This window comes from Caballeronia sp. LZ003, from assembly GCF_031451465.1.
Classification (GTDB): Bacteria; Pseudomonadota; Gammaproteobacteria; order Burkholderiales; family Burkholderiaceae; genus Caballeronia.
The window spans coordinates 107,441-120,478 of record NZ_JARUXJ010000003.1; the positions used below are offsets into that span (position 1 = coordinate 107,441).

At 62.4% G+C, this 13,038-nt stretch carries 13 protein-coding genes; 5 read left to right on the top strand and 8 right to left on the bottom strand.

Going from position 1 to position 13,038, the window contains the following annotated elements:
- Nucleotides 1–43: 43 nt before the first annotated feature.
- The gene (locus tag QCE79_RS18565) at nt 44–877 is read right to left on the bottom strand and encodes a class I SAM-dependent methyltransferase (protein ID WP_250510928.1); all 834 of its coding nucleotides are present in this window, start codon (nt 875–877) and stop codon (nt 44–46) included.
- 115 nt (nt 878–992) lie between these two features.
- The gene (locus tag QCE79_RS18570; protein ID WP_309846759.1) at nt 993–1,427 is read right to left on the bottom strand and encodes a GFA family protein; all 435 of its coding nucleotides are present in this window, start codon (nt 1,425–1,427) and stop codon (nt 993–995) included.
- A gap of 161 nt (nt 1,428–1,588) precedes the next feature.
- On the opposite strand from QCE79_RS18570, the gene QCE79_RS18575 reads away from it, so the two are divergent.
- Nucleotides 1,589–2,656 (top strand): AraC family transcriptional regulator, encoded by a 1,068-nt coding sequence (locus tag QCE79_RS18575; protein WP_309848245.1) that lies wholly within the window; start codon nt 1,589–1,591, stop codon nt 2,654–2,656.
- A 96-nt stretch (nt 2,657–2,752) separates the two neighbouring features.
- Entirely contained in the window at nt 2,753–3,577 is an 825-nt protein-coding gene (locus tag QCE79_RS18580) for an isocitrate lyase/phosphoenolpyruvate mutase family protein (protein WP_309846763.1), read from the top strand.
- A gap of 31 nt (nt 3,578–3,608) precedes the next feature.
- Here the strand turns inward: QCE79_RS18580 and QCE79_RS18585 are convergent, their stop codons facing one another.
- The 4 genes from QCE79_RS18585 to QCE79_RS18600 all read right to left on the bottom strand — a co-directional run bounded on the left by QCE79_RS18585 (nt 3,609) and on the right by QCE79_RS18600 (nt 7,567).
- Nucleotides 3,609–4,487, bottom strand: a complete 879-nt coding sequence (locus QCE79_RS18585) for an oxaloacetate decarboxylase (protein ID WP_250469133.1) — start codon at nt 4,485–4,487, stop codon at nt 3,609–3,611.
- 34 nt (nt 4,488–4,521) lie between these two features.
- Nucleotides 4,522–5,913 carry an MFS transporter gene (locus QCE79_RS18590; protein ID WP_250494440.1) on the bottom strand — a complete coding sequence of 464 codons (1,392 nt, stop codon included), beginning with the start codon at nt 5,911–5,913 and terminating at the stop codon, nt 4,522–4,524.
- A 63-nt stretch (nt 5,914–5,976) separates the two neighbouring features.
- Entirely contained in the window at nt 5,977–6,681 is a 705-nt protein-coding gene (locus QCE79_RS18595; protein WP_309846769.1) for a GntR family transcriptional regulator, read from the bottom strand.
- A gap of 103 nt (nt 6,682–6,784) precedes the next feature.
- Entirely contained in the window at nt 6,785–7,567 is a 783-nt protein-coding gene (locus tag QCE79_RS18600) for an IclR family transcriptional regulator (protein WP_250510930.1), read from the bottom strand.
- A gap of 184 nt (nt 7,568–7,751) precedes the next feature.
- On the opposite strand from QCE79_RS18600, the gene QCE79_RS18605 reads away from it, so the two are divergent.
- The 3 genes from QCE79_RS18605 to QCE79_RS18615 all read left to right on the top strand — a co-directional run bounded on the left by QCE79_RS18605 (nt 7,752) and on the right by QCE79_RS18615 (nt 10,736).
- Complete coding sequence (locus tag QCE79_RS18605; protein WP_309846773.1) at nt 7,752–9,119, top strand: MFS transporter; 1,368 nt, start codon at nt 7,752–7,754, stop codon at nt 9,117–9,119.
- 12 nt (nt 9,120–9,131) lie between these two features.
- Nucleotides 9,132–9,575 (top strand): type II 3-dehydroquinate dehydratase, encoded by a 444-nt coding sequence (locus QCE79_RS18610; RefSeq protein ID WP_309846775.1) that lies wholly within the window; start codon nt 9,132–9,134, stop codon nt 9,573–9,575.
- Nucleotides 9,576–9,638: 63 nt separating this feature from the next.
- Complete coding sequence (locus tag QCE79_RS18615) at nt 9,639–10,736, top strand: catalase family protein (protein ID WP_309846778.1); 1,098 nt, start codon at nt 9,639–9,641, stop codon at nt 10,734–10,736.
- Nucleotides 10,737–10,776: 40 nt separating this feature from the next.
- On the opposite strand, the gene QCE79_RS18620 is transcribed toward QCE79_RS18615, so the two are convergent.
- Nucleotides 10,777–12,342: an MFS transporter gene (locus QCE79_RS18620; RefSeq protein WP_404989383.1), complete on the bottom strand. Its 1,566-nt coding sequence runs from the start codon at nt 12,340–12,342 to the stop codon at nt 10,777–10,779.
- Nucleotides 12,339–12,854 (bottom strand): MerR family transcriptional regulator, encoded by a 516-nt coding sequence (locus tag QCE79_RS18625; RefSeq protein WP_250469153.1) that lies wholly within the window; start codon nt 12,852–12,854, stop codon nt 12,339–12,341. The genes QCE79_RS18620 and QCE79_RS18625 overlap by 4 nt, the downstream gene beginning before the upstream one ends.
- Between the last annotated feature and the right edge of the window lie 184 nt (nt 12,855–13,038).

A 13,038-nucleotide genomic window follows, 5' to 3' on the forward strand; every position in this document is an offset into this window, starting at 1 on the left:
AGGCGCGAGCCGCAGTCGAAAAGCCGGCGGCGTTTCGAGCCTTTCACAGCCGCGTCACCACGACTTCGAGATACTCGCTTGGCAGCACGAGCGTCGCGTCGCCCGAACGATTGCGGCTCTCGATCAGCGCCATCATCTCACCTAGAAACGCCGCCTGACGCTCGCCTTCGAGTGCGCCGATAGCCTTGTTCATCGGCCCGTAATACGTGCGGAACACGTCCATGAAATGCGCGGCCGAGCGATACCTAAACGTGAAATCACGACTCGTCGCGACGATTTCCTGCGCGCTGCCGTCGAACAGCGCGTCGAGCCGCGCCTTCGTGCCCCAGAGTGCAGGCGACATCACGCCGGCTGGCGGCGCAATGTATTTGCCGATCGTCTTGAACACTTGTCCGATGAAACTCTCCGGCGTCCAGTTCGCGAGCCCGATCTTGCCGCCTGGTTTGCACACGCGCGCAAGTTCGCGGGCCGCCTTGGCTTGATCGGGCGTGAACATTACGCCGAACGTGGACATCACGATATCGAACGATGCGTCGGCGTAGGGTAGCGCTTCCGCGTCCGCTTCCTGAAACTGCACGGCGAGCCCTTCAGCCGTGGCGCGGGCGCGGCCTGCATCGAGCAACGCGGCGACGTAATCGGTCGACGTGACATCGCACCAGCGGCGCGCGGCGGCGAGGGTCGCGTTGCCGTTGCCGGCGGCGACGTCGAGCACGCGGCTGCCCGCGCGCAAGTCGAGCGCTTCGCAAAGATTCTCGCCGACGATCTGCAGCGTGGTGCCGACGACGGCGTAGTTGCCCGTCGACCAGGCGGCTTGTTGACGAACCTTGACGGCGGCGAGGTCGGCGGCGGGCGAGAAAGCGGGATCGGCTGCGGTCATGACGAACTCCTAAAAAGGCAAGGGCAGCGATGCGACATGCATGATGTGCTGCTGTTCCGATGGCGCCGCGATATCGCAATCGAGACTGCCCGCGCGGCAACGGGCAATCTAGCGATCATTCGGCCACGCTCACGCCCGAGCCGCCCAATTCGGCTGGGAAGTCCTTCAGTTTGGGCAAGCCGTCTTTCATGCGCAACACCGTTTCGGCGTAATTGACGTGCACACCGGCTTCGTAGGGAAAGTACGTCAGGTTGGCGGCGAAGACATCGACGAGCCCGAGCCCCGGATGTTCCGTGAAGAGATGACCGCCGCAGTTCCTGCACCATTTGCGATAGCTGTTCTCGGTCTTGTTGTAAGTGCCGATATCATCCGCGCCGCGCGTCACTTCCAATGCCTCGGGCTGCCAGAGCGTGAAGGCGTTGAGCGGGCTTGCCGACCAGCTTCGGCACGACGCGCAATGGCAGTAGCCCATGCCTTCTGGTTTTCCATGTACCGTGAATTGCACTGCACCGCAAAAACATTGACCGCGATATTCCTCTGCCTGACTCATGCCGTCCTCCTGTTTCGTGGATGCGCGTCTCGTCCGACGAACCGTTTCGCGTTCGTTGTTGCAAGGTCGCATGAGTGCTAGTATCAGCACGCGAGCCGGCTTATGGAATGACCACGCGTCCAGATATTTTGCGCAGGACGCCGAAACTGATGGGCGCCTACATGGATGCGCTTTCCGACGTGCTTCGCCTCGTGCGTCTCGGCGGGGCGGTTTATCTAAATGGCGAATTCACAGCGCCCTGGTGCGTCTTCGGCCACGCCACGCCCGACTTGTGCGCGACGTTTTTGCCGCGCACCGAGCGCATCGTCTCGTATCACCTCATCACGGAAGGCAGTTGCTGGGCCTCGCTTACAGGCGACCCCGCTTCCGCCATTCACGTGAGCGCGGGTGAATTGCTTGTCGTGCCTCAAGGCGAAGCGCATCTGATGGGCAGTTCGCTCGAACTCACGCCCGCGTCGGCAAGCGCCATGCTTTCGAAGTATCTGGAAACGTCGCCGGGCGAAGTGATGAAGCTGAGTTATGGCGGAGGCGGCGCGCACACGCGCCTGATCTGCGGCTTTCTCGCTTGCGACGATACCCTGACCAATCCCGTGCTCGCGGCACTGCCGCGCCTGTTCAAAGTCGACATGCGCAACGACCCGCAATCGGCGTGGCTCGAAACATCGCTCAAACTCGCGGCTGTCGAGGCCGCCGAATGTCGCGTCGGCAGCGCGATCGTGCTGGCGCGATTGTCGGAACTGCGTTTCGTGGAAGCGGTGCGGCGCTGCATCGACGCATTGCCGGACGATCGCAAAGGCTGGCTCGCGGGCGTGAGCGATCGTTTCGTGGGACGCGCGCTCGCGTTGCTGCACGCGCAGCCGGCACACGGCTGGACCGTCGATGAACTCGCGCGCAAGGCAGGCCTCTCGCGTTCCGCGCTGGCGCAGCGCTTCACGCAACTGCTCGGCCAGCCGCCTATGCAATATCTTGCGCGCTGGCGTCTGCAGATTGCCGCGCAGGAATTGCGCAACGGGACCAGCTCGCTTGCGGCCGTCGCCGAGCAAGTGGGTTATGAATCCGAGGCGGCGTTCAATCGCGCGTTCAAGCGCGAGTTCGGCACGCCGCCGGCGAGTTGGCGGCGCAATCTCGGCCTGGCGGATGCGAGCGATTCGCTGGCCGATATGGAAGATGTCGGCGACGCGCTCGCCGTCAGAGCCGCGGGCGGTTCGGCCGAAGGCCAGATCGCGTAGCGGTTGCGCAAGAAGCGAGCGCATTGCTTGGGCCTTGCCCTTGCGCTTCATCCCCAACCGCAAGATCATGGGCGACCAACCCAGGGAGACACGCTCATGCCTCGCACCGTCGCCGAAAAACGCTCGGCCTTCCGCGCACTTCATGATTCCGGCTGCTTCGTCTCGCCCAATCCATGGGACATCGGCAGCGCGCGATACCTCGAAACACTGGGCTTCAAGGCTATCGCAACGACGAGTTCCGGCTTCGCCTGGTCCAAGGGTCACGCCGACAACACGGTCGAGCGCGACGCCGTTCTCGCGCATCTGAAGGAACTGGTCGATGCCACCGACCTTCCCGTCAACGCGGACTTCGAAAGCGGCTTTGGCAAGACGCCGCAAGAGATTGCAGCGAGCGTGAAGCTGGCGATAGCGACCGGCGTGGCGGGACTATCGATCGAAGATTCCACCGGCGATGAATCCGCGCCCTTGTTCGCCATCGATGTCGCGGTGGAGCGCATGAAGGCCGCACGCCGCGCCATCGACGAGAACGGCGGCGACACGTTGCTGATTGGCCGCGCCGAGAATTTTTTCGCGGGCAAACCGGACCTCGACGATGCCATCGCGCGTCTGAAGGCCTACGCCGAAGCCGGCGCCGATTGCCTCTACGCGCCCGGCATCAAGACGCGCGAGCAGATTGCGGCGGTGGTTGCGGCCGTCGCGCCGAAGCCCGTCAATCTGCTGATTGGCTCGGCATCCGAATTCACGCTCGCCGATGTCGCCGCGCTGGGCGTACGGCGCGTGAGCGTCGGCGGCGCGCTGGCACGCGCGGCCTGGGGCGGCGTCATGCGCGCCGCGGAAGGCCTCGTGGAAGGGCGCTTCGACGGCTTCGCGGATGCCGCGCCCGGCGACAAGCTCAACGGCATCTTCAAGCCGCGCGCATGAGGCGCATGACGCGTTCGAGTGCGCGGACGAATCAATCCGCGTGCTCGCGATCGAACGCCCACACTTGCGCGAAGCCCATCAACTCGCACATGTCCGAGAACGGATACATCGCGTCCTTCGCGCCTTCGGTGCTCTTCTTTGCGAGGATCTGGCCGTACACATCCTTGAGAGCCTTCGCGACCGTAAGGAAGCCGGACGCCGGATAAATCGCCAGCGAGAAGCCGAGCTTCTGCAATTCATCGGGCGCGAGTTGCGGCGTGCGTCCGCCTTCGACTACGTTCACGAGCAAGGGCATATCGAAGGCGCGGCCGATCTTTTCCAGCTCCTCCACGCTTTCCGGCGACTCGATGAACAATACATCGGCGCCTGCCTTCGCATAGGCTTCACCACGGCGCAACGCTTCGTCGAGTCCGAGCGACGTACGCGCATCCGTGCGCGCGACGATCTGAAACCCGTCATCGGTACGGCTCTCGACGGCCACCTTGATCTTGCGCACCATGTCTTCAAGTGGAATCACGCGGCGTCCCGGCGTATGGCCGCACTTTTTTGGGAATTCCTGATCTTCGAGCTGAATGCCCGCCGCGCCCGCCTGTTCGTAACCGCGCACCGTATGCGCGACGTTCAGCAAGCCGCCGTAGCCGGTGTCGCCATCGCAGATCATCGGCGTGTTCGTGCCGCCGCAAAACGCCGCGACGCGATTCACCATGTCCGTGTAGGTCGCGAGTCCCGCATCGGGCAAGCCCAGATAGGACGCGACCGTGCCGAAGCCCGTCATGTAGAGACAATCGAAGCCCATTGAATCGGCCATCTTCGCGGAGATCATGTCGAAGATGCCGGGCGCCGTCACGATTTCCTTCTGCGCGAAACGTGCCTTCAATGCCTGCCGTTTGGCCTGACTGGTGGTGTTCATAGCGTGTCCTTGTGTGAAGTTCGACGTTGCAGAGTCAATGATGCGATTCGCGCGATAACGCCAGCGCGGCGTCGGCGTCCGTATCGAGCGTCGGCGCGATCTCTTCGAGCGAGCGCTTGTTCGTTTCGATGCCGAAGACCGCGAGCACGACGGCCATCACCACGCACGCGCCGATGATCATCGACAACACGTCCTTGATGCCGCCCGTCGCGTACATCACGACGACGAGCTGCGGCGCGAAAATGCCGGTGATGCGGCCCGCGCATCCGGCTATGCCATTTGCGCGCATGCGATTTTCGGTCGCGAAAAGTTCTGGGATATACGTGGCAATGCCGAGCGCGACCATGAGATACGTCAGCGTGAAGAGGATGAAGCCGAGAAGCGTCGCCATCTCGACACTGGTCGAATGGCTGTACAACCAGCCGATGACCGCGGCGAGCGCGGCCACCGCGATCAAACCGTTCTTGCGGCCGATCCTGTCCGCGATCAGCACGCCCACGAGCGCGCCCGCCGGGCCGCCGAGCGACATCAGCGTGGTGTATCCGAGCGACGAAGCCATGCCGATGCCTTGCTTCATCAGGAACGTGGGCACCCACACGATGAAGCCGTAGATCACCATGTTCACCGCGACCTGCACGACGATCGACACGAACGTGCGGCGAATCAGTGCGCCCGAAAACAGCTCGATGAGCGTGGTTTTCTTGGTGATGGCGCGCGGTAGATCGGCAATCGGCGGCAAGGGACGCACGCGCGCCGACTCTTCCTCGGCGGCGCGCAGGATCGCTTCGGCTTCGTCGTAACGGCCTTTCGATTCGAGCCAGCGCGGCGACTCGGGCATCTTCTTGCGGATGACCCAGACGATCATCGCGCCCACGCCGACGATAGCGAACATGGCGCGCCAGCCGATGGTCGGAATGATCAGATAGCCGAGGAAAGTCGAAAAGAACAGCGCCGAATTGGTGATGAGCGACAGATACGCCGACCATTTGCCGCGCACGGCGGGCGGCATGAACTCGCCGACCGATCCATAACCGACGACGATCTCCGCGCCAAGTCCCAGGCCCATGAAGAACCGGCAGACGATGAGCCAGGTCATGTTCGGGGCGAACGCGCCCGCGATCGACGCGAGCCCGAAGACCGCGAGATTGAACTGATACGTGAACTTGCGGCCCTTGGCGTCGCCGAGCACGCCCGCGGTGAACGCGCCGAGCAACATGCCGATGAACGTCGACGATAAAAACGCCGCGTTCAGATGCATGGACGACCAGCCGGTCTTCGAGAGCGCGCCGAGCACGCCGCCCGCGAGATAGATATCGAAGGAATCGAGGAACATGCCCGCGCCGATCAGCCAGAGCACGCGCTTGTGGAACCCGGAAATGGGCAGGCGGTCCAGACGCGGACCGGCGTTCACCGTACTTGGCTGCATGTCGTGTCTCCGATGTCTTTCGTGTGCGACGGTTTTTTATCGACGGTGCAAGGGGCAACAACGCTACGGACTGAGATGCTCCCGCTCGTGGCGGTCCAGCACGGCCTTTTCGGCGGCCATGATGTGACAGCGCGTGATGGCTTCCGCCCACGCCGCATTGCGCTGTTCGAGCGCGAGCACGATCTCGAAGTGCTGACGCGCGCTGCGTTCGCGGTCTTCGTCGCTGTAGGCGTCGAAGGTCCATTTGATGAGCGGCGTTTCCTTCATCGACTTGAGCGACCGGTCGAGCCGCGCGTTGTTCGCGGCGGCGGTGACGATGGCGTGGAATTCGCCGTTCGCGGTGAACCATGCCTCGCACGATTCGGCCGTGGACGGACGATGCGTAATGGCGAGCATGGCGTCCGCCAGCGTGCGAAGGCGCTCGATATCGGCAGGCTCGATCTTGAGCGCGGCGCGCCCCGCGAGATACGGTTCGATCAAGAGACGCGACTCGAAAATTTCGCGCGCGTCCTGCAGGGTCCACGCCTTGACGCGCACACCGTAGTTCGGGCGCGTTTCGACCCAGCCTTCGGCGTCGAGTCTTCGCAACGCTTCGCGCACCGGCGTGCGGCTCACGCCCAAACTCTTGGCGAGTTGTTCCTCGCGCAGATATTGGCCCGCGCCGTACTCGTTGCCGGCAAGCGCGCGCTTGATGGCGAGATAGACGTCATCGCCAGGACGAGACGTTTCGGGCGTGATTGTATGCAAAGCGGCGCTTATAACAGCCATCGAGGCTCCGTTATGGGAGTTAACGGGATTCATTGTATGCAATGTGCCGCAAATGAAACGTGGGGATTTCCCGCAGCATCACGCGGCCGAACGCGACCGAACGTTATCGAATGCGCCCGAAAAGCGGTGACGCGAGACTCGCAGCCGCCAGTTCGCCGGCGGCAGCAAGCAGCGTCGAGCCAAGCGCGGCCATGCGCTTCTCGGTGAGCCGCACGGCCGGCCCGGCGATGCTGATGACGCCGATAGCCGGATAACCACGCCGCTGCACGGGCGCCGCCATGGCCGTCATGCCGGGCGCGAAGACTTCGTAGATGGTCGCGTAGCCGCGCATGCGGGCGGCGTGCACGAATTCGAGCAAACCCGTCACCGTGGTCGGCGCGCGCGGGCCGTATTGCTTCGGCGCGCCGAAGCCTTGCCGCGTCACGAGTTCGAGCGCGCGTTCGTCGCTCATGGTCATCATCCAGGCGTGGCCGGTGGCGCTGCAAGACAAGACCGTGTCCATGCCCATGTCCGGGTCGTAGCGCAGGCCCTTGAGCGCGCCTTGCGACTTCGCGACCCACGTCAGCCGGTCGCCATCGACGATTGCGAGCCGCACCAGTTCGCCCGAGCTTTCCGCGAGCCGGTCGAGCATGCTCTGCGCGATATCGACGATGCCCGACGTTGCCAGATAGCTGAGGCCGAGCCCGACGAGCTTGGTCGTGAGCACGTAGTCGCCGTGTTCGCGCAATTGCCGCACGTAGCCGCACTGCTTGAGATCGACCAGCAGCCGATGGCACGCGCTACGTGGAATTTCGAGTTGATCGGAAATCATCGCGAGCGGCGTGCCTTCCATTTGCGTCGCGAGGAATTCGAGGACGGCAAGCGTTCGTTCGGTGACGCCGGGCATGGGTTTTACCTATCGTTCGAGTCGATGATTCGCGCATGATTGCATATTGCGGGAAGAGATTCCACACTGGAACGGTATCCCACCCGGCGCTGTTAATCTGTGCGCCACGTCGTTTTATCGGGATACGACGATTCCCGGGTAAGCGAATGAACGTACACAGAGACACGCCCGAAGAGGAGACAAGATGCAATCGCACTTAGAAGAAACCGCGCACCAGTCGATGCGCACCCGAGCCGTCACCGCCGCCGCCATTGGCACGGCGCTGGAATGGTTCGACTTCACCCTGTATGGCGCGCTTGCCGCGACCGTGCTGCCCAAGCTCTTTTTCCCCGCGATGGATTCGACCTCCGCGCTGCTCGCCTCGCTTGCCACCTTCGGCGTCGGGCTCGCGGCGCGGCCGCTCGGCGCGATCATCTGCGGGCATCTCGGCGACAAGCTCGGCCGCCGCAATCTCATGCTCGGCACCGTCACCGTGATGGGCCTCGCGTCCATGCTGATGGGCTTCTTGCCGACTTACGCGAGCATCGGCGTATGGGCGCCCACGCTGCTCGTGATCCTGCGTATCCTGCAAGGCTTTGCGCTCGGCGGCGAATCGACCGGCGCGCAATTGATGGCGATCGAGCACGCGAGCGCCGGCGCGCGTGGCAAATATTCGGGCCTGCTCGGTCTGTGCTCGCCGCTCTCGCAGATCATGGCGAACGGCGTGCTGCTGACGCTTTCATCGGCCATGTCGGCCGAATCCTTCGATGCCTACGGCTGGCGCATTCCCTTCGTCCTGAGCTTCGTGCTCGTGATGGTCGGCGTGTATATCCGCTTGCGCGTGGCGGAGACGCCCGCGTTCGTCGCCTTGTCGAAAACCGAAGTCGCGGACGTCGGCAGTCCCTTGCGCGACGCCCTGCGTCTTCACTGGCGCACCGTGCTGCGCTGGATGCTCTTCTTCTGCGGACCGGCGGCGATTTTCTATCTGATCGTCGTGTTCTCGCTGAGCTATGTGACGAAGACGCTCGGCGTGCCGAAGCAAACCGGCTTTTTGCTGCTGATGGGCGCGAATGTCTGCGCCATCGTGGGCGCGCTGGCGGGCGGCATGCTGAGTGACCGCATCGGAAGAAGGAAGGCGCTGGCAATCGGTTCGACGGCGACCTTGCTGATGCTTTTCGTCTACTTCCAGATTCTCGACACGAAAAGCTTCCTGCCGATGCTCCTCGCGATGGGCTTCTTCCTCGGCTTCACGCAGTTCCAGAGCGGCATACAACCGGTCGCGTTCGCCGAAGCGTTTCCGACCAACGTGCGCTACTCTGGCTCGGCGCTCGCCTATACCGGCGCGAACCTGATCGCGGGCGGCCCGATGCCGGTCGTCGCGGTCTGGCTCTTCGCGCTGTGCAACGGTTCGCCGTGGGGCGTCGTGGCGGTGTGCGTGATCTTCAACGTCATCTCGCTCGCGATGATCCTCACCGCGCCCGAAACGCTCGGCATCGACCTGAACCGTACCGATTCCACCGCTGAAGTGATCGGCGCGACGACGCAGGCGCCGATGCAATCGAACACTCATTGACTTATCGACAACATGAAACCTCTCGTCTATGTTTTGAACGGCTCCAATCTGAACTTGCTTGGCAAGCGCGAGCCGCATTTGTATGGCACGACGACGCTCGCGCAAGTGCAATCGCGTTGCGAAGCGCTCGCCGACGAACTCGGTCTGCAATGCGATTTTCGTCAGACCAACCATGAAGGCGTGATGGTCGACTGGCTGCAGGAAGCGTTTGAGAAGGACGCATCGGTGGTCATCAACCCGGCCGGTTTCTCATTCTCGTCGATACCCGTGCTCGACGCCGTGAAGCTCATTTCGAAGCCGCTCGTCGAGGTTCACGTGACGAATATTCATCAGCGTGACGAGCAGTATCGGCACTCGCTGATCTCGCTTGCGGCGCGTGGCGTGATCTGCGGTCTGGGCGTGCAAGGATACGTGCTGGCGATCCGCGCCGTGGACGAGATGTTGCGCGAGGGGTGAGCTAAAGCGCGTTGGTACGGGCGTTGCTGAGTAGCCAAACATACCAACGTCCCCGGAGTTCAAATGGATACGCGCGCCTATCAACCGTTGCCTTTCGATCCCTCGTTCGAACAAATCCCCGACGACGAAGCCGAGACCACGCAGCAACTCGCCGAAGCCATGCGTAGCATCACGGAGAAGACTTACGCCGATAGCGGTCACGCAATCCGCAGCGTGCACGCGAAGAGTCACGGGCTTCTAACCGGAGAGCTGCAAGTGGTCGATGGCTTGGCGCCTGAGCTCGCACAAGGCATCTTCGCGCACGGCGGCACGTATCAGGTGGTGCTGCGTTTGTCGACGAATCCCGGCGATATTCTCGATGACAAAGTCTCGACACCGCGCGGCCTCGCGCTGAAGGTGATTGGCGTGGAAGGCGCGCGCTTGCCCGGGAGCGAAGGCGATGTCACGCAAGACTTGGTGATGATCAATGCGCCCGCGTTCACGGCGGCGACGCCTAAAGCCTTCCTCGGTAACCTGAAGTTGCTCGCCAAGACCACCGACAAAATGCCCGGCACGAAGCAGGCGCTTTCGGCTGTGTTGCGCGGCACGGAAGCGGTGATCGAAAAACTCGGCGGCGAGAGCGGCACGATCAAGAGTCTTGGCGGACATCCCGAAACGCATATTCTTGGCGAAACGTTCTATACGGCCGTGCCGCACCTCTACGGTCAGTACTTCGGGAAGATCAGCGTGGCGCCGGTATCGCCGGAACTGACCGCCTTGACGGATGCGCCCGTCGATCTCGACGATAAACCCAACGGCCTGCGCGAAGCCGTCAGCGATTTCTTCGCGGCCAATAGCGGCGAATGGGAAGTGCGCGTGCAGCTTGCAACGGATATCGAGAAGATGCCGATCGAAGATGCATCGAAGCGCTGGCCGGAAGATGAAAGTCCATACGTAACTGTGGCGCGGATTCGCGTGGCGCCGCAGACTTCGTGGAGCGATAGCCGCGCGGCCGCTATCGACGATGGCATGGCGTTCAGTCCTTGGCATGGGGTGGAGGCGCATCGACCGTTGGGCGGCGTGATGCGCTCGCGCAAGCCGGCTTACGAGATGTCGTCGCGCTTTCGTGGTGAGCGCAACGGCTGCCCGATGCATGAGCCGAAGGGATCGGTTGAAGCATGAAGGCTGAGATTGACGCGCGCGGCGAGTGTCGCGCGCTTCGTCAATTGATCTGCTTTTGCCAGAACGCCAGCGCGGCGCCGCAAAGCGCCACACCCATCACGAACCAGAAGCCGTCCAGCGAACTCAGAAAGCTCGCTTGCTGCGTCACCGCGCGGCCTATTTCCGCGAGCGCAAGTCCTTTTGCATCGGCGGCGTTTCGTCCCAGGGCCTCGAAGCCGCCTATCAGCCGTGCATACGTCTCCTGAAACACCGGATCGAATGGGTTGACCCGCTCCACGAGCCGCGTCTGATGCACGGCCGCGCGATGCTGTTCGAGAATGATCACCGTCGCCGTGGAAAACGACACCGTCAGTTGCTTGACGATGTTCTTGAAGCGATAACCGTGGTTGAATTCCTCGATCGCGAAGATGCGGAACGTGATATTCGCCACCGGCAGCGCGATGAACAGCAGCACCATGCCGCGCAGCGTGAGCGGCGCGATGAGCCATGGCATGCTGACATCGGGCGGCATGTTCACCATCCACACGCTGACGAACGCGGAGATTAGAAAGCCCGTGCCGATCAGCCACTTCTTGTGCGCGACGCGCGCCGAGTAGCGAAAGTACAAATAAGCCGCGGCAAGCGCGACGAGCGACGTGCAGCCTGTGAGCCTGCCCGCATTCTCCACCGGATAGTGCAGCCCGCCTTCGAGAAAACGCGAGACAAGAAAACTGAGCGTGGTGTTCACGTAATAGAACGCGATATACAACATGATGCCCACGCGAAACGGCTTCTCGCGCAACGCATGCAAGCGGATGAGCGGCCTCGGATGATGCCACTGATGCCACACGAACCAGCCGAGCGCAAAAAGTCCCGCCGCCGTGAGCATGATGAGCAGCGGCGAGCTGCTGAAGAGTTGAAAGCGCACTTGCTGCATGACGATCTGCAACGCGCCTTGCGCAAACGCGAACATGATGTACGGCCAGAAATGCGCCTCGCCGCGCGCTTCGGGTTGCACGCGCCCGCTCGACGGCACGGCGAGCAGCACGAAGAGGCCGCACGCGGCTCCCGCTATCGCCGTGCTCGTGAATAGCGCACGCCAGCCAAACGACGCGACCAGATATCCGCCGATGAGCGGCGCAAGGGCGCTGCCGAGCAAGATCATGTTGAGAAACGCGCGCGTCGCTCGCGGACGTTGCTGCGGCGTGAAGCGCATCTGAATGAGGATGCGGCATGCGCTCATCATCGGGCCGATGAAGTAGCCTTGAAAGCCGCGCGCGAGCGCCAGTTCGAACGACGATTCGCACAGTGTCGCGGCTATCGCGCCGGCGGCAAACAGAAAGAGACTTCCGCCGATATACCGCCGGTTGCCAAGCCGCTCGATCCACCATTGCTGTTGAAGGATGCCAAGCACGGACGCAACCGCGTAGGCACTCGACGCCCACACGAGTTCGTCGGTCGATGAGTTGATGCCGCCCGCGATATAGCTCGTGAAGAACGAGAAGATCGAGTTGTCGAAGTAATCGAGTCCGGTGGCAAGCGCGATGGCCCACGGAAACATGACGTCGCGAAGCGTGGTGGCGCCAAGCTTTGGTGCAGGTAAGCGTGGTAAGCGTGCTGCGGTCATTCGCCATCGACCTCTTGACTGCCTGGCTGGTTGCCGCGCTTCGTCTTTTTCTGCGCGGCCATACGCTCCTGAAACAAGTCTTCCTTGCTTTCTCCGGCGATTCTCCGCCGCAAGTAATCAAGGTCCGCGTTGAGCTCGCCGCGCACGGCTTGCGCTTCCTTGAGTTCACGACGCACGCTGGCAATCCGCGCATCGAGCGAATCGATTTGTTGCGACAACGCCTGTTCGATCTCGCGCAGCGAATCCGGCGAAAAACCCGTGCGTCCCGCGCCGAGCGTTTCCAGCGGGCGCTTGAGGATCTCGGTAATGCCTTGCAAGGAAAAGCCAAGCGAACGCAGCCGCAGAACGCGCGCGAACTTCTCCAGATCCTGTTCGCTGTACAGCCGGTAACGTCCCTCGCTGCGGTCCGGCGTGACGAGACCGCGCTCCTCGTAATACTTCAGCGTGCGCGGCGTGACCTGAAGACGCTCGGCGGCGTCGCGAATAGTCAGAAGCGCGGGCTTCGTTGTCATGTGAATGCACTCGCGGATACGTGAACGAGCCGGATTATAAAGCAACGTGTACGTTCACGTTCAGGTTGAAGCTGCCGCGCGTCTTGCTATCGAGCATAGCCAGCCTCGGGCGAAGTTCAATCGTTTCTGTAAAAAATTTCGTGAAACGGCCAAAGTGGAAATAATCGGCGAAGATCTTTCGATT